Raw genomic sequence first — 19,849 nt, forward strand, 5'->3', positions numbered from 1 at the left:
TCAGAGCCTCTTCAGCGGGGTGTCGTCGCCCTGACGTAGTTTGGCGAGCAGGCGGCGCAGCTCGGTCAGTTCGTCGGGGGTCAGGCTGTCTTCGGAGCGGGTGCGGTTGGCCACGGCCATGGGGGTGGCCTGGTCGAGCTTCTCGCGGCCAAGATCGGTCAGGCCCACGCGGGTGGTGCGCTTGTCGCCGGTGCCATTGTCGCGGGTGATCAGGCCGGCCGCCTCCATCTGTTTCAGCGCGCGGGAGGTGGCGGTGCGGTCGATGCCGATGAAATCCGCGATATCGGACGGCTGGCAAAGCCCCTCGTCGCCGGTGGCCAGCAATACGCACCAGGTGATGCGGGTCAGGTCGAGTGTCTTCAACGCGGCCTCGAACCGGCGTTCCTGAAGGCGGGCGGTGACGGTCAGCTGGTAGCCGATAGCGTCGTGGAGGCGGTAGGGCGCACGGGTATTCATGGTTGACATTGTCAATCAAAATGATTGGCGTTGTCAACTACCTGGGTTTGGCAAACTTGCAGTGAAGCCCACGGGCGTGTCGAACGCAGGCGAAGTTGGGGCACTTCGCGCCCCGCCGCTTACCGAACGAACAACAAAAAAAAGGCGCCCAATGGACGCCCTTTTCATCGTATATTCTCTGAAGCTTACGGAATGATCCGGGTGTACTTCGTGCCTTCAATCGTTGCCCCGGCAATCAGGCCCGCCTGGCCGAAGACCACCGCCACGACCGGTGTGAGCGAGGTGATCGTGTCCGCCGAAATCCGGTCGCCTTCGTTCTGGATTGCATATTTGATGTCGCCGCCGGCCGACCAGCCGGGCGAGGTGCGGAAGCCTTGCAGCGCCTCGTTTGTCATGAAGAACAGCACATGGGCATATTGCTGGGCGCCAATCTGCAGACCAAAGCTGGCTTCGGCCTGGAGATAGTAATCCACCGTCACATCATTCACACGCAGCGCGCCGCGCCCATAGGCGCCGCCGATGCCGAACCCGGCCTCGGTCACCAGCGGCATGACCAGCATGCCGACCGACTTGGCGGCCAGGTCCTGTGTGCCCGGGTAGCGGTTGTAGAGGTAGTTCAGCGTCGCATCGACCCGCGCGTCGATTGCTTGCCCGCCATTCGAACCAACGCCATTGGCGCAGGCCGAAGTCATCAGGGCCGCACCGCCCGCACCGATCAGGAAACCACGTCTGGAATATGTGCTCATCTGCCCATCCTTGCCTTGCCCCCAAGCCATTCTGGTCCTGCGACCGCCGGAGGCGTTTCACCGCACGGGTCTTTCGCCCGTATTCGCGCCAAGAATAGGGCAGGGCGTGTGGTTTGTCACCATATCTTGCGGACGCGCGGCGGGTTTTCGCCTCTACCCGCGACAGGCCCCATCGCGGGTCATGAAGGCCTTGACAGCGGCCTCGGGCAGGGGCCGTTTGGTGGTCGCATCCTCCTCAAGGCAGACCACGATACATTCGCCGGTCGCGCGCAGGGTGCCTTCGGCATAGACCGCATATTCCTTGACGAAGGAGCTGTTGCGGAAGCCGGTGGTGCGCGCAACCGTGACATAGCGTTCCCCCAGGAACATCGGCGCGTGATAGCGGGCCGAGTTGGTCATGACGACAAGGGTCGGATCCCCGGGCGAATAGGTCGACAGGTGATAGGCCGCGAAATAGGGGATGCGCAGGCTTTCGAACCAACGGAAATAGGCCACGTTGTTCACATGGTTCAGCGCGTCGAGCTCATGGAACCGCACCACATCGGCCATGCCGAAATGCCAGCCCTCGGGCACACCGGCAGCGGCAAGCTGACCGGGGCTGAGCGGGGTCAGGAAAGGCAGGTCGGGAAATGTGATCATCGGCGTCTCCTTTGCCTAGGGATGCCAGCGCAAACGCTCGTGGGCAAGGGGCGACCCGCGGCGGCGACGCAAGGTCAGAGCGCCGGTGCCGACAGGGCCTTTTCGACCTGTTCCACGATCAACGGGGCCAGCATCTTTGCCCCGGTGCCATTCGCCAGATGATTGTCGTCGTAGTAGAGCGGTACCCCATCCCTGGTGAAGGCGCAGCGGTCCGGCAGGATCGTGTTGCAGAACAGATCCGCCGGGCGCACCCGGAACAGCCGTTGCAGGTCGAGCCCGTCAAACAGCTCCTCGACGGCCCGGTTGCGGTCCAGGAACCGGCTGTGAAGCGTGCCGAACTCGCGCGGTGCGTCAAGGTGTCTGCCGTTCTGGGCCACGAAAAGCGGCACGTCCCAGCCCGCTTCCGGGATTGGATAGACCAGAACCACGTTGAACTCGCGTGTCAGGTCCTCCAGTTCACTGGCGAAAGTGGCCAACACCCGTTCACGCCGGGTTTCCCCATAGGCCGGTGCGGCGGCTGGGTCGGGCGCGCGCTCTCGGATCAGCTCGATCCGGTCAACGCCGCTCCCTTCGCCATGGTCCGGGGCCCCCTCGCCATTGTCGAACCCGGTGCCTTCGACATAGAGCGTGAAGCGCGAGGTAATGACCAGCGTGGTAATGCCTTCTGCCTTGGCATGGGCCAGCATCTCACGGATATAGCCGTCGCAATCCGAGTTCCGTCGAGGATCAGTAAAGGTGAGGCCCCGAAAGGCGATGCAGCCGCTGTGCGCGTAGGCGTAAGAGGATATGCCAACCTCTTTCAGAGCGCTTTGGGCCTGGAAGGAGATCGAGTTGCTGTGGCTGTCGCCAATGAACAGCACCTGCGCCTTGCCATCGTCCAGAAACCTGTCGCAGCCCTTGACGGGGCGAACCGTCCGGGCAGGCCATCAGTCAGCTCACCCGCCAGGCCGATTGCAATAAACAATGCGCTGCCCACCCCGCTGGCAACGAAGATGCGTGCGCGGGTCAGCCTGAGCCCACCGTCACGGCGGCGGAACGGCTGTTCGACAAACCGCCAGGTCAGGGCCGCCAATCCCAGCGAGGCCAGCGCCAGCCCCAGTAATAGCCAGGAAGGCGGGCTGCCAGGGGTCTTGACCCTGGCAAAGGCCAGAAGCGGCTGGTGCCACAGATAGGCGGAATAGCTGATCAGCCCGACCCAGACCACAGGCCGCAGCGACAACAGGCGCCCGACCAGGGTGTCACCTGCGCCAAACAGGATGACCATTGCGGTGCCCCCGACCGGCACCAGCGTGTAAAAGCTGGGAAAAGGCGTATTGCCATCAAAGCCGAACATGGCAAAGAGGATCAGCCCCAGCCCGATCAGGGACAGCAGTTGATTTGCCCGCGCCGCGCCCTTGGTCAAAACCACTGCACATAATGCGCCGACGACAAGCTCCCAGAACCGCGAGAAGGTGAAATAGAAATTCGCGTCCGGCTCGTTGCGCAAGCCCCATTGGGCAATGGCCATCGAACCGGCACCGATTGCGATCAGCCCGGCAAGGCGCGGCATGCGGCCCAGCCAGGTCAGCCCCGCCAGGACCAGCGGGAAGACGACGTAGAACTGCTCCTCGACCGCCAGGCTCCAAGTGTGCAACAGCGGCAGCTGATCTGTCGCCGGGGCGAAATAGTCGGCCGAACCGAGGAAATGGAAATTCGACAGGAACAACCCTGTTGCGGCCAGGCTGCGGGCATAGTCCAGAAACTGCGCGGGAGACAGCCACAGGAAGGCAAAGGGCAGCGTACTGGTCAGCACCACGAACAGCGCGGGCAGAATGCGGCGCGCGCGACGCTCGTAAAATTGCGCGATCGAATAGGTGCCGACCTCGATCTCGTCCAGGATGATCGTTGTGATCAGGAACCCGCTGATGACAAAGAAGACGTCCACCCCGGCATACCCCCCGAAAACAGGGTGACGCCCGCGTGAAACAGGATGACCGGCAGAACGGCCACCGCCCTGAGCCCGTCAATTTCGCTTCTATATCGCATTTCGGCTCCCTTCGGCCCGTCTGGGGGCACGACCTGTCGCGTTAGTCGGACATTATGCAGAGCGGATCAACGGTGAATGCGGCACTTTCGGCAGTTCGGCGGCCACATGCGCGACACCGGTTTCGGCGGTGGGTTGGGTGAGTGGCTGGAGATTGGAGCGGGTGAAGGGAATCGAACCCTCGTCTTAAGCTTGGGAAGCTCCTGCTCTACCATTGAGCTACACCCGCGTTGAGGCTTTAGGTAGCGTGACCGACAACCGGGGTCAATCGGGTTTTGGCGGGAACTTGGCGAGGTTGGGGGGATTGTAACCCGGGTCGCTCTTGCGGCGCTCGAAGGCAGAGGGGTGGATCTCTGCCCCATCGGGGATGAAGCGGTGTTGGGCCAGCGGAAGGTAGTAGCCCAGGAACCCGGGTTGGGTCGGCCACTCACTGCGCCGCACAAGGCGGGGAAGCCCCTCCAACAGGAACCAGCCGTAAGGCATCTGGCTGTGCAGGTTGGCGGTGGCGTCCGGGGCGCAGAACGCAAGATCGTTTTCCTTAGTCACGTCATCGGGAATGCCCCGCACATAGCGATTGTAGTGCTGCTCGGAGAACTCCAGCTTGGCCACGCCGAGCGCATCCAGTTCATCGCGCATCCAGACCATGGACACTTTGCTTAGCCCGGCTTCGTCTTCCTTGACCGAGCCCGCAATGTCCGTATGCGTGCCCGGGAACCAGACCTGTTTGACGTCCTGCTGCGCGGGGACGATGATGTCTTCATCGTCTTTCTTTCGTTTGCCGATGTACTCCTGCCCTTCCTTCCAGAACTGATGGCGAAAGAAACGCCGCCGCTCGTCGATCGACAGAGCATGGCGCACCGATTGCACCGAGGGGTTCTTGTTGACGCTGGAATGGGAGCCGAAGTCGACAATCGTACCCCATTGCAAGCGGATCTGGATCATCGAGGATACGGTGTCCCACAAGCCCAGAAATCGGATCGGGGTCTGTGTCACATGGAAGAACTGTTCGAAAACGCGCATCGAGGAATGAGCTGGTCGTCCAGCGTCCCGATGGATCTTGCGCCATGTGCGATAGACCGGGCCGATCAGGTGCATCTCATGCGGCGCGACAAGGCCGAAATCATTGATGAAGCCCGCCAGAACGCGCGCGGTATAGGCCCCGCGTGAATAGCCGAAGAAGTACAGTTAATCGCCTGTTTGGTAGTTTTGGCACAGGAACCTGTAGGCGTGCAGGACATTGCGTTCCAACCCGATGCCGGCAATCAGGCCAAATATCTTGCGCGGGGCTTCAAACAGGTTGCCCTTGAAGGATCTTGTGCTGGGCGTGCCCACCCCCGGCTCGTAATACACAAGCTGATTTTCGTTATGTTCCAGGCATTTATACAGGCGTAGAACGTTGCTTTCGCGTTTCTCGACCTCGTTGCCGGTGCCATCAAGGCAAATGATCAATTTGCGTGACATGAAATGATACCTCCAAATGCCTTGAAGGTATCATGAATGCAAACGGGGGCAAACTCCGGGTCAGCCGCGACGGCGTCGGCGGCGTCCGCCCGTGCCACCTTCGGCGGCGCCGGTGTTGAAGTTGAGCTCGGGCAGGTCCACCACGCCTTTCAGGATCGGGAAGGGATCGGCCGAGTTCGGAATGGCGGAGGCATTGACGAAATGCTCCTGGAACCTGGCTTCGACGGCGGTCTCGACCTTGTGGATCGCGCGCACGGTCTCTTCGATCTCATGGCGCGCCTCGGTGTTCAGCAGCGCGATGCGTGCGCCCGTGCCCGCCGCGTTGCCCGCCGAGGTCACCTTGTCCAGCTCGCAATCCGGGATCATGCCCAGCACCATCGCGTGTTTCGAGCTGATATGCGCGCCGAAAGCGCCCGCCAGAACGATACGGTCGACCTTGTCCACCTCCAGCTTGTCCATCAGCAGACGCGCACCGGAATAAAGCGCCGCCTTGGCCATCTGGATTGCGCGGATGTCGCCATTTGTGACGGTGATCTTCGGCCCGCCATCGGCGCTGCCGTCATGGATCAGGTAGGAATTGGTGCGCCCGTCGAGGAAGCAGCGCGCGGAGCCCGTTTGCTCCGCCGAGCCGATCAGGCCCGGCCCGTCGACGATGCCGGCCAGACGCATCTCGGCAATCACCTCGATGATGCCGGATCCGCAGATGCCGGTCACGCCCGTGACGGCGGTGGCCTCGGCAAAGCCTTCTTCATCCGACCAGATGTCGCAGCCGATCACGCGGAAGCGGGGTTCCTTGGTGACCGGATCGATCTCCACCCGTTCGATCGCACCCGGCGCGGCGCGCTGCCCGCTGGAAATCTGCGCGCCCTCGAACGCAGGGCCGGTGGGCGACGAACAGGCCAGCACGCCGTCCTTCGATCCCAGCAGGATTTCCGCGTTGGTGCCCACGTCCACCACCAGCACGAGGTCGTCGGATTTGTCCGGTGCCTCGGACAGGGCCACACCGGCGGCATCCGCCCCCACGTGGCCTGCGATACAGGGCAGGATATAGGCGCGGGTGCCGGGGTTCAGCACAAGGTCCAGGTCGGCCGCGCGCAGGCGCAGCGCGTCCGAGCTGGCCAGGGCAAAGGGCGCCTGGCCCAGCTCGAACGGGTCGATGCCCAGGAACAGGTGGTGCATGACCGGGTTCATCACGAACACAGCGTCCATGATCAGCGACTTGTCGATCTCCGCCTCGGCAGCGATCTGCACGAAAAGCGCGTTCAGCCCTTCGCGCACCGCCTGGGTCATTTCCAGGTCGCCGCCCGCGTTCATCATCGAATAGCTGACCCGGCTCATCAGGTCTTCGCCGAAGCGGATCTGCGGGTTCATGATGCCAGAGGAGGCGACAACCTCGCCCGTCAAGAGGTCACAGAGGTGCGCCGCAATGGTGGTCGAGCCCAGGTCCACGGCCAGACCGTAGATACGCCCGTCGTAATAGCCCGGCCAAAGCGCGCAGATCGATGGGGTCGAGCTGCCGTCGCCCATGTAGACGGCGGCGGTCACGGTCCAGTCGCCCTTGCGCAGCGTGGGCTGCAGCTCGCGCAGCAGATGCGGGTCGATGTCCAGCTTTTCCAGCCCCATCTCGCGTTGCAGCGCCTCGCAGAGCCGCTCCAGATCGCCCGAGGGCTTGTGCATGTCGGGTTGTTCGACCTCGACATAATGCAGGCGGATCGACGGGTTCAGGGTAATGTCGCGCGCTTCGGCCCGCTTGCGCACCACCTGGCGGTGCACCTGACTTTCCGGCGGCACGTCGATGACCACGTCACCTTCGACCTTGGCCTGGCAGCCCAGTCGGCGGCCCTTGGGCAGGCCCCGGATGTTGTCGTAACGCTCTTCGACCGAGTTCCATTCGGACAGGGCGGTTTCCGACACGGTGACCCCGTGTTTGGGGAACTCGCCGAAGCTTGGCGTGATCTGGCATTTCGAACAGATGCCCCGCCCGCCGCAGACCGAATCCAGGTCCACGCCCAACTGCCGTGCGGCGGTCAGGATCGGGGTGCCGACGGGAAAATGGCCCCGTTTGCCGGAGGGGGTAAAGATGACCAGAGGATCTTTGGACATGTGCGCGCGTCTCCCTTTGGAATCGTTTTAACTTGCAGGGGGCAGGGCGCAAGGTGGTTCGCGTCGTGACTTGGTCAAAAAGCGGCGTGTTTCAGTTCAGGTGTACGGCCCAGGTACAGCGATCAAACGGCGCATAGGCGTGCATCTGTTCCGCCCCACCCGGGGGCAGGCGGCGCGAGCAGCCTTCGAAAGCGTCGTCCTCTTCGTAAACCGATACGGTGCCGGGGGCCTTCGTGTCCAGACAAAGCTGCGCGCCGGGGGCAAGCCAGTCCGCGGCCCGTTTGCCGCTGTCGGAGGCGACCGCGAAAAAGTGGCGCGTGTCCGAGGCATTGGTGACGCAGAGCGTGTCGGCCAGGGCGGGCAGGGGCAGGATCAGGAACAGCCAAAGGTATCGCATGGGACCAGCCTGTGCGCGCGGCAGCGCCCCGTCCAGTCACGACCCGTCGCGCCAAGGTGATCAGAGTTGCCCGCAGGTGATCACGCGCGGCGCTAGGCTTGGACCATGACATGAGGAGAAAGAAAGAGGAGAGGACGATGAAACAGCTGACCACTTTCGCCGCCGCGACATTGATCCTGGCCGGATCCGCCTCCGCGCAGGAGTTCGGCACTGACGATGATGCCGCCTATGCCGCCACGCTCTGGGAGGTGATGGTGGCGATGCGCCTGGCTGGCGACGGCATGATCCGCGGCTTTCCCTATGAAGGGATCGAGCCGCACGGGCTGATGTTGGAGACCTTCTATACCGAGGCCGAGGTGAACGGCCACAAGGGCACCCTGATCGTGAAACGCAATTTCGGACCCGAGGGGGTCGAGATCGACCAGGTTCTGGGCGATCCCGCCACGCACCTGGCTGCCTATACGGTGATGTTCCAGCGTGAGGACGGCTATGACGCCGACAATCAGAACTGGTTTTGGGTCAAGTACCTGCCGGATGGGTCGCTCGACATGAATGCGGGCGGCATGCGCCTGGCAGGCCGCGTGGCCAAGGGCGCCGAACAGGGCTGCATTGCCTGCCATTCGGCCGAGGATGACTATATCTTCACCACCGACGCCCCGATGGCGATGGGCGCGATGATGCAGTAATCGCCGACCAGGCTCAAAACGACGGGGGCCGCGCCCGAAACAGGCGCGGCCCCCGTGTGTTCTCGTGTGCCTCCGGAGGGCCAAGCCCGACCGGAGCCGGGGATTACATCACCGGGTTGCCCATCTTGTCATAGGTGACTTCGGGCTCGACCGGTTCGACGATCACGACCTCTTCCTTGGCGGCACAACCGGCCAGGATAAGGGCAACGACCAGCAGACCGGCGGCTTTGAGTTTCAACATGCTGACCTCCATCAGTTTTTTCATATGGGACGACCCTAGCAACGAAGGGACACACAGAGCAAGCGACAAGGCTGTCGCAGGGCGAAGAATGGCCGGTTGACCCTAGGGCAGGAATGCCGGTCGCTGCCCGTTTGGACATCTGCCTTGAAATCCCCTGTTCAAGAGAGCCGGGGCGCCCTCAAATGACGAAGTCGTCCCAGCTCAATCCAGCCAGGTCAACCCCTTCCAGAATCACCAGCGGGGCCTCCTGCTGTGCGCCCGGTTGGCCCGGTTGAGCCTGGGGCCCGGTCACGCGGAGTTCGACATTGCCACCGTTCTGGACGACGTGGATGCGAAGGGTGTCGTAAACATACTCCTCACCGAACGCGAGCTTGGTTTGACACATGTCACCGAGGTGAATCTGGTACGTCGCTGCCTGGTCAAGGATATCGCCCAAGGAAATCACGTCCGTACCCGATTCGAAATCGGTAATGGTGGTCTGCCCCTCCAGGTCCCTGAATAGGAATGTGTCCGAACCTGCCCCTCCAGTGAGTAGGTTCCGGCCGCTTCCTCCGCTCAGGAGATCTTCACCCGCGCCTCCGAACAGGCTGTCATTACCTTCTTCGCCGAACAGCTCGTCCTTTCCGTTGCCACCGTGGATGGTATCGTTTCCGCCTGCGCCAAAAACGATGCTGCCATCCGTGGGGCTCGTGACTTCCTCGTCGGCCTCGTCTCCGAAGTAGGCGTCACGCCCGGGACCGATCTCGTCCACGAGAGACAGGTCCACCACCCGTTGCGTGCCCTCGGCATCGTCGATTTTCCTGACCAGGTGCCAGTCCGAATTTGGGGCCATGATCCAAACGGAAAAGCCCCCGTTCGCGTCGTTTGTGACCGCGATGAGGTTCCCGCCGCGCAGCTCGATATCGGCCAGATCGCCCTCGGGCAGTTCAAATTCCGACAACTGTCCGTCGATCAACCAATAGGCTTGACCGCCGTCCAAATGCTCGGATGGGGCGGTGACCACCTTGCCATTGTCCAGGTCGACCAGCACGGACGGGTAAGAGCCGGGCTGTCCGTCAATGAACTCATCCACGCGTTCGACCACGCTGCCGGGGCCCATGCGGTAGAATTGCAGCCCGGACAGGCTGTTGATGGCGTGGAAATAAACATGGCCGTCATAGGTGAAGTCCCGAACGCCATAGAAGGAATTGCCCGCACCCGGGGCCAGATCGGTCACGCGAACCAGGTTGTTCGTGCCATCCAGCCGGTAAAGTTCGCGCCCGTAGGCGTCATTCACCGCAGTGAAGTAGTGGACCCCGTCCAGTTCGAACTCCCAGGACGGGGAAGAATGCCTGGAACCGGACGATACGTCATCGACCAGTTTCCACCGATCGAATGCGTCAAGTACCCAGAGTTCCCGACCATGTTCACTGGTGTTGATCTTGGCGAAGAGTTGACCGTCCAGGACATAGAGGTGGTCGAAACTAAAGCCGCTGACACTGGTCGCGAAGTCCGTCAGCGTTTTGATCTGGTTGGAGGCATCGTCGATTACCCAAGGGACGCGGGATCCGTGCCCTACACTTCCCAGAAACACGGTCTCGCCCTCGTAGATCACGGGCGCCGAAAGACTCCTGAGATTGTCTATGCCGTCGATCATATCACCCAAGGTGCGCGCGCTGCCATCGTCAAAGACCGCCACCATTTCATAGGTATCGCTGTCGTAACGTGCAGTTGCCACGAAGAAGTCCGGATGCCCCAGGACCTTAAAATGTTGCGAAGCCCGCAAGAAGGAAGAGCCCTCACCAATGCGGATGTCCGAGAATAACTCCAGAGTTCCGTTCTCGGTTATTTCCCAGAGTTCGTATCCCACGGCGCTGTGGTTGGAGGCGTCGGTGGCGCGACCTGTGATCAGCACCTTGCCGAAGGCTGTGAAGGCTTCTCCATAGGGTGTGAAGTCCTGACCATCCGGCGCAAAGACTTCCTCATGGGTTCCGCTCATTGCATCGAATGAAAAGAGCCGATGCTCACCTCCGCCGATGAAAGCCGAAAAATGAAATCCCTCGTAGCCCTTGATCCACATCGTTCTGCTCGCGTCGTCAAATCTGATCGCTTCGGACCCGTTTTAGGTCCTCCAAAACTGGCGGGATCGTATGGAGCAATGGAAGATGGCGTCAACCCATTGTGGAAAGCCGCGGCATGAAGTCACGGCGCCTTCTGAAGGTTGGGACGAAAAAGGGGCCCGCCTTGGCGAGCCCCTTGATCTCATCATGTTCGGATCAGGCCGAGCGGCGGCGGCGGCCACCTCGGCGGCCTCCGGCGGCTCCTGCGGCCCCGGCGTCGGCCGAGTTGAACTTGATCCACTCTGCGCCGCCCTCGTCGTTGTTGGTCAGGAAGTTGGCGGCGCGGATGGCCTCCATTTCCTTGCCGGCGCGCGGCTTGGTCGAGCCCAGGTTGAAGATCTGGCAGATGGTCTCGTCGTCCATGTCGGCCGGGATGATGATGCCCTTGGCTTCGATCTCGGCGCGTTTCTCGGCGAATTTCTTCGGACCCAGCGGGATCGCGACCGGGTTCATGATCGCTGAGGTCATGCCGGTGGCCATGGCCATCGGCAGGAAGGCGTTGTTGATACCGTGACGGTTGGGCAGGCCGAACGAGATGTTCGACGCGCCGCAGGTGGTGTTCACGCCCAGTTCGTTGCGCAGACGGCGGTTCAGTTCAAACACCTGCAGGCCCGCGGTGCCCATGGCGCCGACGGGCATGACCAGCGGGTCAACCACGATGTCATGAGCCGGGATGCCGAAATCGGCGGCGCGTTCCACGATCTTCTTGGCGACCGCAAAGCGCACTTCGGGGTCTTCCGAGATGCCGGTGTCATCGTTCGAGATCGCCACGACCGGAACGTTGTATTTCTTGACCAGCGGCAGAACCTGCTCCAGGCGCTCTTCTTCGCCGGTGACCGAGTTCAAGAGCGGACGGCCCTTGGCGGCTTCCAGACCGGCTTCCAGCGCGCCCGGCACGGACGAGTCGATGCAAAGCGGGCAGTCGGTGACGGCCTGCACGGTCTCGACCAGCTGACGCATCAGCTCGGGTTCAACGAAGTTGTTGTCCGCGTAACGCACGTCTTCGGCCATCTTGTTCGAGAAGACGGCACCCGAGTTGATGTCCAGCACGGTGGCACCGGCGGCAACCTGGGCCAGGGCGTCGGCTTCGACGCGGGAGAAGTCACCGTTTTCCAGCTCGGCGTTCAGGATCTTGCGGCCCGTGGGGTTGATGCGCTCGCCGATCACGGTGAAGGGCTGATCAAAGCCCATGATGGTGGTCTTGGTGGCGCTTTCGATGATGGTACGGGTCATGTATCAGACGTCCTCTGCGGGGTTTACGGGAACGGTGCTTGCGCCGCCGTTGTTGATCGCCCAGGTGGCATTGGTCTTGATGCCGCCGAGCGGGAAGAAATGGACCTTGGTGATGTTGAAGTCCGGGTTCGCGGCCTTGTGCGCGGCCAGATCGGTCAGGATCTCGGTCGGCTCATGCGGCAGCAGAAGCTTGGACACGTCCTTGGCCCGTTTCTGCAGCACCTTCAGCGAGGGGCCGACACCGCAGGCGATGGCGAACTTGATCATGGTCTGCAGCTTGGCGGGACCGGCGATGCCGATGTGGATCGGCAGGTTCATGCCGCGCTCGGCCAGCTCGTTGGCCCATTCGATGACCGGCTGGGCCTCAAAGCAGAACTGGGTGGCCAGGGCCATCTCGGCGTCGGTGCGCTTGGCGTATTCCTGTTTCCAGTCCAGCGCCGCATAGGTGTTGGCACGACCGCCCTTGGGGTCGATGTCCAGGTTCGGCTCCGGGTGACCGGCGACGTTCAGGTGGGTGAAGCCCGCCTTGTCAAAGAGGCCGGTGTCCAGCAGTTGCATCGAGTCGGTGAACTCGCCATGCGCCTTCGGGATGCCGCCGGCCAGGACCAGGCCCTGTTTCACGTCCGCCTCGCCCTGGTACATGGCGATCCAGTTTTCCAGGGTCGCCTTGTCCTTGATGATCCGCGCCGGGAAATGCGGCATCACGTCGAAGCCTTCTGCCTTCACGCGTTTGGCGGTGGCGACCATGTCCTCGATCGGGGTGCCGTCGATATGGGCGATATAGACGCGGGTGCCTTCCGGCAGCAGGGCGCGGAAGTCATCGACCTTGCCCGCGGTGCGCGGCATGATCTCGATCGAATAGCCCTTCAGGAAGGCTTCCAGCTCGGGATTGACGGTGGTGGGCGCGGCCTCGGCCGCCTTTTTCTTGAAGTTCAACAGCGCCATTGCTGCCTCCCATATGCTGCGGCGGTGGCTCATGCCCTGCCGTCGTTGGCGATCAGCGCTTTCAGGCGCTCCTGGTCATATTCCGCGTCGATGCGGTCTGCCTCTGCCTGGGCGATCTCGTCCTGATCGCCCTCCACCGTGAACGGCTCGGCCTTGCGCCATTCCGCCAGGTAGGCATCGGTATCCGCCGCGCCCACTTTCATGGCCGCCCGGTCGATCGCCTGTTCAAAGCGCTCGGGCAGGGGGCGTTTGGCCCCGCGGCGTCCCTTGCCCACGATAACCTGGGCCGGGATGTCACGCCAATATACGATGGTCACGTCGGGCATGTGCGATTCCTCATCTCCTCGTTTTTCCCTTCTACGCTGCGCGTTCGCGGCCAAGAGGGCGAATTTCGACACAGAAAAAGCGCTGAGCGACACGCGCCGCCCTCGCCGCCCCTTGGGTAGCGGTCTTGGCGCGTTAGGGCCACAGCTGGGGGCGTGAAACTTATTCATAAAGATAATGGCAAATTCGAGCGTACCCGTATAAGTGGAGCATCGACTGGAAAGTGAATTTACAAGAGCATTGTAATGGTTGTTGCTGTCTCGCATTTCAAACTTGCCTATGCCGCCGTGCCCAAGGCGGCTTGCACCTCGATCAAGGCGGTTCTTGCGCAGCATGATCCGGCGATCAGCTTGCCGCCCGAGGACGAGCGATCCGGCCCGATCTACCATGCGGCTTATCCGACCCAGCGTTGGCGAAAATGGCAATGGAAACCCTATCAGGGAGAGGATTGGTTCCGCTTCTGCGTGATGCGTGATCCGAGCAAGCGGTTGATGTCGGCTTATGTGAACAGGGTGGTCGAGAAGAAGGAGCTGCACAACTCGCGCAACCTGCAAAAGGGCAGGGTGAACCTGCCGATGGACCCTGATCCCGATTTCTTCTTTCAGAACCTGGAGGCGTACAATCAAGCGGCCTCGGTGATCAAACATCATACGTTTACGATTCAGATGTTTACCGGTCCCAGCCTTGGCCGCTTTACGGATGTCTACAAGGTCGAAAGGGACATGCCGCGTCTGGCGGAGGACCTGTCAGCGCGGCTCGGGGCGCAGGTGACCATTCCGCGCGAAAACAAGACCCGGGTCAAGCTGACGCTTGACGATCTGACACCCACGACCCGGGAGGCTCTGAGGGTGCGACTGACCAAGGAATATGACTACCTCGAAGGGCATTACGATAATCCCCTCGCTTGAGGCCTCAATCGGTTGTGGGGAGTTGCGCCTGTCTGAAAAGCGGCATACCTTGGGGGCAACTCGAAATGGAGGGCGTGTATCATGGCGCCCAAGCGTCCCAAAGGTGCGGGCGCGTTCCCGAAACCGGTCGAGCCACCCGCGCCTGACCAGAAGGATCCGGTGGAGCTCTATGCGGCCCTGGACCTCGGCACGAACAGCTGCCGTATGCTGATTGCCCAACCGAAGGGCAGTCAGTTTCACGTCGTGGACAGCTTCTCGAAGTCCGTTCAGCTGGGCCATGGACTGGAAAGCTCGGGTCGCCTGTCGCGCGCCTCGATCGGGCGCACGATCCATGCGCTGAAGATCTGCCAGCGCAAGCTCAAGAAACACCGTGTGAAAAACATGCGCCTGGTCGCGACCGAAGCCTGCCGACGGGCCAAGAACGGGCGTGATTTCATGCGCATGGTGCGGCGTGAAACGGGCCTACGCATGGAGATCATCAAGCCCGAGGAAGAGGCACGCCTGGCGGTGATTTCCTGTGCGCCGCTGGTCTCGACCAAGACCGAGCAGCTGTTGGTGGTCGATATCGGCGGCGGCTCGACCGAACTGGTCTGGCTGGACCTTTCGAAGGTCGCCCCCGTAGACCGCCCGCGCGCAATCATGCGTATGCGGGCCGGGCTGATGTCCGACCCGGGCCCGTTTCCGGCCGCCCGCGTGGTGGACTGGATTTCCGTTCCCCTGGGCGTGGCGACCCTGCGCGAGCAGTTCGACGATGTGAAGGAAGACGCGGCACGTTTCGCGTTGATGAGCTGCGCCTTCGAGGAACAGCTGGAAACCTTCCTGCCGTTCCACAATGACCACGCCCGCGAGGGGTTTCAGATCATCGGCACCTCGGGCACGGTCACGACCGTGGCGGCGACCCACCTGGGGCTGCGCCGTTATGATCGCAACAAGGTCGACGGGCTGCGCATGTCGTCGGACCAGATCGACGCGGTGATCCGCTCCTATCTGGACCTCGGCCCCAAGGGCCGGCGCGCCGATCCGCGCATCGGCAAGGACCGGCAGGCGCTGATCATGTCCGGCTCGGCCATTCTTCAGGCGCTTCTGCGCATCTGGCCCACCGACCGGCTGTCGGTCGCGGACCGGGGGCTGCGTGAGGGGCTACTTTATTCACAGATGTCCAGCGATGGTGTGCTGGAAGACGGGGTGTACTGACATGGCGGGTGTCTATGGCAAGGGAAAAGGCGGCAAGGGCGGCGGCAAGAAGAACTCGTCGGGGCGCGGGCTGCGTGACCTGACGGTCAAGGTCAAGACCGCGCGCGGACGCCGGTCCAGTTCGACCCGCTGGTTGCAGCGGCAGCTCAATGATCCCTATGTGGCCCGTGCCAAGGCCGAGGGCATGCGCGGCCGCGCCGCCTACAAGATCATGGAGCTGGACGACAAGTACCGCTTTCTGCTGAACGGCGCCCGCGTGGTCGACCTGGGCTGCGCACCGGGCGGATGGGCGCAGGTCACCGTGCCGCGCATCAATGCTCTGGGCGAAAAATCCGGCAAGTCCGTTGGCACCTATCTGGGCGTGGACCTGCAGGAGGTCGAACCGCTGGCCGGTGCGCGGTTCGAAGTGCTCGATTTCATGGAAGATGACGCCGATGTGGTGGTCAAGGAGTGGCTCGGCGGCAAGGCCGATGTGGTCATGTCGGACATGGCTGCGGCCAGTTCCGGTCACAAGCAGACCGACCACCTGCGGATTATCGCCTTGTGTGAAGCGGCCGCCTATTTCGCCTTCGACGTGCTGGAGGAGGGCGGCACGTTCGTCGCCAAGGTCCTGGCTGGCGGGGCCGAGGGGGAGCTTCAGAAGATCCTTAAGCAGAAGTTCACCAAGGTCATGTACATGAAACCGCCCTCGTCGCGCTCGGATAGTTCCGAGAAATTCGTGGTGGCGACCGGGTTCCGGGGGTAACGCCTGCTGTTTCCTAGGCCCTTTCTACCTGTATGAAAAATCCCGTACCGGGTTCCGCCGCGCCGCCAATCGCTGACGCGATCTGGCTTCGCGTCGGGGCGGGGCCGCGGGCTGTGCCCGCGGCCAGGCATGGGGCAATGTTGTGATAAATCAAACGGTTCCGACCCGCTGCGTCTGGCCTTGGCTGCGCCAAGACCTTCCTTGGGATCGGTGGGGGCGGGCGCCGGGCCCACGGCCCGGCGCCCGCCCTGCCGCGAGGTTGAGGAGCGCGCCGCAGGCGCGTGAGGAGGCCGCGCAACCCCGGAGGGGATAGGGGAGGATGCGGTTCGTCAGGGCAGGGGATAGACGCCGAACACCGGCCCGTGCAGATGGAGCAGCCCCATGTAGACCACCCCGGCCAGCACCAGCCGCACCACACCGTTCAGTGTGGGGGTGACCTTGCGTTTGGTATTGCACAGTCGTGCCCATTCCTCCGCGCCCAGCACGCGTTTCTGGCGCCTGTCGATCAGCTTCATGCCCATCAGGGCGAAGCCGCCGAACAGGACAAACAGGATCACATGGGCCAGATTGCCATTGGGCACCAGGTGCGAGCCCGCCCAGAGCGCCAGGGCCACCAGCAGGGGGTGGCGGACCCAGCCGACAAGCCCCGGGTTCTCCGGATCGAAACGCTCATTGTGCGCCCCGCCAAAGGACAGTGGGTTGGGCCGCCCGATCGCCAGCACCGCAATGGTCACCGCCAGCGCCATCACCGTCAGCGGCACGTGGTTCTGCCATAGATCCCAGGGCCAGAGCATCACCACCGGAGCGCGGGCGGCCGCAAAGATCACCCAGGCCAGCACCGCTGTCGACAGCACCGAATAGGCCAGGGTAAACCCCCGCGACCCCAGCCGTGCCACCAGCGCGCCCTTGACCGCCGGACGCGTCGGAATCGAATGGGACAGGAAGAAAACCGCGAAGGCCGCAACGAACTCACCCCAACCGCCCAGCATGTCCGACTCCTTTGCTCGGGAAACTCCCGCGCACCCTATGCCTGGGCGTCGGCAAGGTCCAGCCATCCGCCTGCGACATTTGCCGTCGTTTTTCCTCGCTTTCCAGCCCGCGCCGTTGTTAGGCTCACCCTGCAAGGGAGACAGATGATGCGCGCACGGGACAGATTTACCTTGGACCTGGATCAGCGGCTGGATGGGCTGCGGGGCGAGGGGCTTTACAAGGCCGAACGCCCCCTGGCCGGGCCGCAAGGCGGCGTTGTCGACTTGGTGGGTGAGGGGCAGACGGTGAACCTCTGCGCCAACAACTACCTTGGGTTGGCTGACCACCCGCAACTTGTCAGTTCGGCCAAATCGGCGCTCGATCGTTATGGCTACGGCATGGCCTCGGTGCGGTTCATCTGCGGCACGCAGGAGGATCACAAGGCGCTGGAGGCGCGGCTGTCCAGCTTCCTGGGCACCGAGGATACGATCCTCTATTCGTCCTGCTTTGACGCAAATGCCGGCCTGTTCGAGACCCTTCTGGGCCCCGAGGACGCGATCATCTCGGACGCGCTGAACCATGCGTCCATCATTGACGGCGTGCGCCTGTGCAAGGCGCAGCGGCTGCGCTATGCGAACTCGGACATGGCCGACCTGGAAGACAAGCTGAAGGCCGCCCAGGGCGCGCGCTACCGGCTGATCGCCACCGACGGCGTCTTCTCCATGGACGGATATATCGCCAAACTGCCTGAGATCTGCGACCTGGCCGAGAAATACGACGCTATGGTCATGGTCGATGACAGCCACGCGGTGGGGTTCATGGGCGAGGGCGGGCGCGGCACGCCGGAACATTGTGGGGTGATGGAGCGGGTGGACATTGTCACCGGCACGCTGGGCAAGGCGCTTGGCGGGGCTTCGGGTGGCTACACCGCCGGGCCTGCGCCGTTGGTCGATTGGCTGAGGCAACGCTCGCGGCCCTACCTGTTCTCCAACGCCCTGGCACCGGTCATTACCGCGACCACACTGACCGTGCTGGACATGATCGAACAGGGCGGCGAGTTGCGCGCGCGGCTGTTCCGCAATGCCGGGCATTTCCGCAACCGCATGGGCGCGCTCGGCTTTGACCTTCTGCCCGGCGAACACCCGATCATCCCGGTCATGCTGCGCGATCCGCAACTGGCCCAGGACATGGCCGCCGCCCTGCATGACCGTGGCGTCTTCGTCACCGCCTTCTCCTTCCCCGTCGTGCCGATGGGCCAGGACCGCATCCGCACGCAAATGAGCGCGGCGCATGACCTCGACCAACTCGACGATGCAATCAACGCTTTCGCCGCCGTGGGCCGCGAATTGGGAGTGATCAGCTGATGGACAACATGATGAAGGCGCTGGTGAAGGCCAAGCCCGAGGAAGGCCTGTGGATGGAACGCGTGCCGGTGCCGGAACCCGGGCCGACCGAAGTGCTGATCAAGGTCAAGAAGAGCGCCATCTGCGGCACGGACGTGCATATCTGGAACTGGGACGAATGGTCGGCAAAGACTGTGCCCACGCCGATGGTCGTGGGCCACGAGTTCATGGGCGAGATCGTCGAACTGGGGGCGGCGGTGACCGATTACCACGTCGGTCAACGCGTGTCCGGTGAAGGCCACGTCACCTGCGGCCATTGCCGCAACTGCCGCGCGGGCAGGGGGCACCTGTGCCGCAACACCCTGGGTGTGGGCGTGAACCGACCAGGCAGTTTCGCCGAATATGTCTGCCTGCCCGCGCGCAATGTCGTGGCGCTGCCTGATGACGTGCCGGATGAGATCGGAGCCATTCTGGATCCCTTCGGCAATGCGGTGCACACGGCCTTGAGTTTTGATCTGGTGGGCGAGGATGTGCTGGTGACCGGCGCCGGCCCCATCGGCATCATGGGCGCGCTGGTCGCTCAGAAGGTGGGCGCGCGCAAGGTCGTGATCACCGACATCGCGCCCTACCGGCTGGACCTGGCCCGGCGCATGGGCGTCGAGCACGTGGTCGACGTCTCCGCCGTGACCCTGCGCGAAGTGATGAGCGATATCGGCATGACCGAAGGCTTTGACGTGGGTCTCGAAATGTCCGGCGCGCCCGATGCCATGCGCCAGATGATCGCGCGCATGAACAACGGTGGCAAACTGGCTCTGCTTGGCATTGCGCCCACCGATTTCGCCGTCGACTGGAACCAGGTGATCTTCAAGATGCTTCAGATCAAGGGCATCTACGGGCGTGAGATGTTTGAAACCTGGTACAAGATGATCGCGCTGATCCAGACCGGGTTGGACCTGTCGGGGCTGATTACGCACCGTATCGGCATCGACGAATTTGCCCAGGGCTTTGCCGCCATGCGGTCGGGCATGGCGGGCAAGGTGGTGATGGATTGGGGCTAATTCCCCTTTCCAAGCAGCTGTAAATACTCCAAGAAACTCGGCCTCCCGCGGCGGGAAGGGCTTTGTTGCGGCCATTAACGAGGTCGCAATACCTGCTGGTCTATCGTGGCCCGAGCCAACCCGAATTGCGCCCGTTTGCGGGCGAGGAGGAGATCTTGATCACAGCGTCAGCCAAGGCCGTTTGCCGCCTTCACCAATGGGCCGTTCCGGCGCCCGGTGACCGCGCGGTTCAACCGGCTGCCCAACCGGCAGGCAAGTGATCCGATCCACCTTCCCACA

Annotated in this window: 18 protein-coding genes, 1 tRNA gene and 2 pseudogenes; 6 read left to right on the plus strand and 15 right to left on the minus strand. The window is 62.8% G+C overall.

Going from position 1 to position 19,849, the window contains the following annotated elements:
* The 9 genes and pseudogenes from ACO07D_RS16355 to ACO07D_RS16395 all read right to left on the minus strand — a co-directional run bounded on the left by ACO07D_RS16355 (position 1) and on the right by ACO07D_RS16395 (position 7,825).
* Positions 1–456 (minus strand): MarR family winged helix-turn-helix transcriptional regulator, encoded by a 456-nt coding sequence (locus ACO07D_RS16355; protein WP_421704000.1) that lies wholly within the window; start codon positions 454–456, stop codon positions 1–3.
* Between the two features lie 185 nt (positions 457–641).
* Positions 642–1,202, minus strand: coding sequence for a YSC84-related protein (locus ACO07D_RS16360; RefSeq protein ID WP_421704001.1), 561 nt, complete (start codon positions 1,200–1,202; stop codon positions 642–644).
* Positions 1,203–1,355: 153 nt separating this feature from the next.
* Positions 1,356–1,841, minus strand: coding sequence for an acyl-CoA thioesterase (locus ACO07D_RS16365; protein ID WP_421704002.1), 486 nt, complete (start codon positions 1,839–1,841; stop codon positions 1,356–1,358).
* Between the two features lie 74 nt (positions 1,842–1,915).
* Positions 1,916–2,701, minus strand: a complete 786-nt coding sequence (locus tag ACO07D_RS16370) for an SGNH hydrolase domain-containing protein (RefSeq protein WP_421704003.1) — start codon at positions 2,699–2,701, stop codon at positions 1,916–1,918.
* Positions 2,641–3,771 (minus strand): annotated as a pseudogene (locus ACO07D_RS16375) (acyltransferase family protein); the annotation flags it as partial. The pseudogene ACO07D_RS16375 and the gene ACO07D_RS16370, both read right to left, overlap by 61 nt.
* A gap of 248 nt (positions 3,772–4,019) precedes the next feature.
* Positions 4,020–4,093: transfer RNA gene (locus tag ACO07D_RS16380), tRNA-Gly, on the minus strand.
* A gap of 35 nt (positions 4,094–4,128) precedes the next feature.
* Positions 4,129–5,325 (minus strand): annotated as a pseudogene (locus tag ACO07D_RS16385) (DUF2235 domain-containing protein).
* Between the two features lie 60 nt (positions 5,326–5,385).
* Positions 5,386–7,428 (minus strand): ASKHA domain-containing protein, encoded by a 2,043-nt coding sequence (locus ACO07D_RS16390; RefSeq protein ID WP_421704004.1) that lies wholly within the window; start codon positions 7,426–7,428, stop codon positions 5,386–5,388.
* Positions 7,429–7,519: 91 nt separating this feature from the next.
* Positions 7,520–7,825, minus strand: coding sequence for a hypothetical protein (locus ACO07D_RS16395; RefSeq protein ID WP_421704005.1), 306 nt, complete (start codon positions 7,823–7,825; stop codon positions 7,520–7,522).
* 137 nt (positions 7,826–7,962) lie between these two features.
* Here ACO07D_RS16395 and ACO07D_RS16400 point away from each other — a divergent pair, with 137 nt between their 5' ends.
* The gene (locus ACO07D_RS16400) at positions 7,963–8,511 is read left to right on the plus strand and encodes a hypothetical protein (protein WP_421704006.1); all 549 of its coding nucleotides are present in this window, start codon (positions 7,963–7,965) and stop codon (positions 8,509–8,511) included.
* Positions 8,512–8,614: 103 nt separating this feature from the next.
* On the opposite strand, the gene ACO07D_RS16405 is transcribed toward ACO07D_RS16400, so the two are convergent.
* The 5 genes from ACO07D_RS16405 to ACO07D_RS16425 all read right to left on the minus strand — a co-directional run bounded on the left by ACO07D_RS16405 (position 8,615) and on the right by ACO07D_RS16425 (position 13,355).
* Positions 8,615–8,776 (minus strand): hypothetical protein, encoded by a 162-nt coding sequence (locus tag ACO07D_RS16405; protein ID WP_421704007.1) that lies wholly within the window; start codon positions 8,774–8,776, stop codon positions 8,615–8,617.
* Between the two features lie 154 nt (positions 8,777–8,930).
* The gene (locus tag ACO07D_RS16410) at positions 8,931–10,811 is read right to left on the minus strand and encodes a hypothetical protein (RefSeq protein WP_421704008.1); all 1,881 of its coding nucleotides are present in this window, start codon (positions 10,809–10,811) and stop codon (positions 8,931–8,933) included.
* Positions 10,812–11,007: 196 nt separating this feature from the next.
* On the minus strand, positions 11,008–12,084 hold the full coding sequence (locus tag ACO07D_RS16415; RefSeq protein WP_421704009.1) for a methyltetrahydrofolate cobalamin methyltransferase: 1,077 nt from the start codon (positions 12,082–12,084) through the stop codon (positions 11,008–11,010).
* 3 nt (positions 12,085–12,087) lie between these two features.
* The gene (locus ACO07D_RS16420; protein ID WP_421704010.1) at positions 12,088–13,029 is read right to left on the minus strand and encodes a methylenetetrahydrofolate reductase; all 942 of its coding nucleotides are present in this window, start codon (positions 13,027–13,029) and stop codon (positions 12,088–12,090) included.
* A 29-nt stretch (positions 13,030–13,058) separates the two neighbouring features.
* Positions 13,059–13,355: a virulence factor gene (locus ACO07D_RS16425; protein WP_421704011.1), complete on the minus strand. Its 297-nt coding sequence runs from the start codon at positions 13,353–13,355 to the stop codon at positions 13,059–13,061.
* 243 nt (positions 13,356–13,598) lie between these two features.
* On the opposite strand from ACO07D_RS16425, the gene ACO07D_RS16430 reads away from it, so the two are divergent.
* The 3 genes from ACO07D_RS16430 to ACO07D_RS16440 all read left to right on the plus strand — a co-directional run bounded on the left by ACO07D_RS16430 (position 13,599) and on the right by ACO07D_RS16440 (position 16,200).
* The gene (locus ACO07D_RS16430) at positions 13,599–14,261 is read left to right on the plus strand and encodes a sulfotransferase family 2 domain-containing protein (RefSeq protein WP_421704012.1); all 663 of its coding nucleotides are present in this window, start codon (positions 13,599–13,601) and stop codon (positions 14,259–14,261) included.
* An 81-nt stretch (positions 14,262–14,342) separates the two neighbouring features.
* A complete protein-coding gene (locus ACO07D_RS16435; RefSeq protein ID WP_421704013.1) occupies positions 14,343–15,455 on the plus strand; it encodes a Ppx/GppA phosphatase family protein in 1,113 nt (370 codons plus the stop codon).
* A 1-nt stretch (position 15,456) separates the two neighbouring features.
* The gene (locus tag ACO07D_RS16440) at positions 15,457–16,200 is read left to right on the plus strand and encodes an RlmE family RNA methyltransferase (RefSeq protein WP_421704014.1); all 744 of its coding nucleotides are present in this window, start codon (positions 15,457–15,459) and stop codon (positions 16,198–16,200) included.
* 329 nt (positions 16,201–16,529) lie between these two features.
* On the opposite strand, the gene ACO07D_RS16445 is transcribed toward ACO07D_RS16440, so the two are convergent.
* Complete coding sequence (locus tag ACO07D_RS16445) at positions 16,530–17,189, minus strand: NnrU family protein (RefSeq protein ID WP_421704015.1); 660 nt, start codon at positions 17,187–17,189, stop codon at positions 16,530–16,532.
* A 147-nt stretch (positions 17,190–17,336) separates the two neighbouring features.
* Between ACO07D_RS16445 and ACO07D_RS16450 the strand changes: the two genes are divergently transcribed.
* Positions 17,337–18,533 (plus strand): glycine C-acetyltransferase, encoded by a 1,197-nt coding sequence (locus ACO07D_RS16450; protein ID WP_421704016.1) that lies wholly within the window; start codon positions 17,337–17,339, stop codon positions 18,531–18,533.
* Between the two features lie 11 nt (positions 18,534–18,544).
* A complete protein-coding gene (gene tdh / locus ACO07D_RS16455; protein WP_421705055.1) occupies positions 18,545–19,570 on the plus strand; it encodes an L-threonine 3-dehydrogenase in 1,026 nt (341 codons plus the stop codon).
* Positions 19,571–19,849 lie beyond the last annotated feature (279 nt).

Source organism: Aliiroseovarius sp., from assembly GCF_965228805.1.
In the GTDB taxonomy this organism is placed as follows: domain Bacteria; phylum Pseudomonadota; class Alphaproteobacteria; order Rhodobacterales; family Rhodobacteraceae; genus JASBTN01.

Excerpts from the sequence above, each read along its gene's own strand:
- ACO07D_RS16355 (WP_421704000.1), bottom strand. The coding sequence starts at position 456 with ATGAATACCCGTGCGCCCTACCGCCTCCACGACGCTATCGGCTACCAG.
- ACO07D_RS16360 (WP_421704001.1), bottom strand. The coding sequence starts at position 1,202 with ATGAGCACATATTCCAGACGTGGTTTCCTGATCGGTGCGGGCGGTGCG.
- ACO07D_RS16365 (WP_421704002.1), bottom strand. The coding sequence starts at position 1,841 with ATGATCACATTTCCCGACCTGCCTTTCCTGACCCCGCTCAGCCCCGGT.
- ACO07D_RS16390 (WP_421704004.1), bottom strand. The coding sequence starts at position 7,428 with ATGTCCAAAGATCCTCTGGTCATCTTTACCCCCTCCGGCAAACGGGGC.
- ACO07D_RS16395 (WP_421704005.1), bottom strand. The coding sequence starts at position 7,825 with ATGCGATACCTTTGGCTGTTCCTGATCCTGCCCCTGCCCGCCCTGGCC.
- ACO07D_RS16400 (WP_421704006.1), top strand. The coding sequence starts at position 7,963 with ATGAAACAGCTGACCACTTTCGCCGCCGCGACATTGATCCTGGCCGGA.
- ACO07D_RS16405 (WP_421704007.1), bottom strand. The coding sequence starts at position 8,776 with ATGAAAAAACTGATGGAGGTCAGCATGTTGAAACTCAAAGCCGCCGGT.
- ACO07D_RS16410 (WP_421704008.1), bottom strand. The coding sequence starts at position 10,811 with ATGTGGATCAAGGGCTACGAGGGATTTCATTTTTCGGCTTTCATCGGC.
- ACO07D_RS16415 (WP_421704009.1), bottom strand. The coding sequence starts at position 12,084 with ATGACCCGTACCATCATCGAAAGCGCCACCAAGACCACCATCATGGGC.
- ACO07D_RS16420 (WP_421704010.1), bottom strand. The coding sequence starts at position 13,029 with ATGGCGCTGTTGAACTTCAAGAAAAAGGCGGCCGAGGCCGCGCCCACC.
- ACO07D_RS16425 (WP_421704011.1), bottom strand. The coding sequence starts at position 13,355 with ATGCCCGACGTGACCATCGTATATTGGCGTGACATCCCGGCCCAGGTT.
- ACO07D_RS16430 (WP_421704012.1), top strand. The coding sequence starts at position 13,599 with ATGGTTGTTGCTGTCTCGCATTTCAAACTTGCCTATGCCGCCGTGCCC.
- ACO07D_RS16435 (WP_421704013.1), top strand. The coding sequence starts at position 14,343 with ATGGCGCCCAAGCGTCCCAAAGGTGCGGGCGCGTTCCCGAAACCGGTC.
- ACO07D_RS16440 (WP_421704014.1), top strand. The coding sequence starts at position 15,457 with ATGGCGGGTGTCTATGGCAAGGGAAAAGGCGGCAAGGGCGGCGGCAAG.
- ACO07D_RS16445 (WP_421704015.1), bottom strand. The coding sequence starts at position 17,189 with ATGCTGGGCGGTTGGGGTGAGTTCGTTGCGGCCTTCGCGGTTTTCTTC.
- ACO07D_RS16450 (WP_421704016.1), top strand. The coding sequence starts at position 17,337 with ATGCGCGCACGGGACAGATTTACCTTGGACCTGGATCAGCGGCTGGAT.
- tdh (WP_421705055.1), top strand. The coding sequence starts at position 18,545 with ATGAAGGCGCTGGTGAAGGCCAAGCCCGAGGAAGGCCTGTGGATGGAA.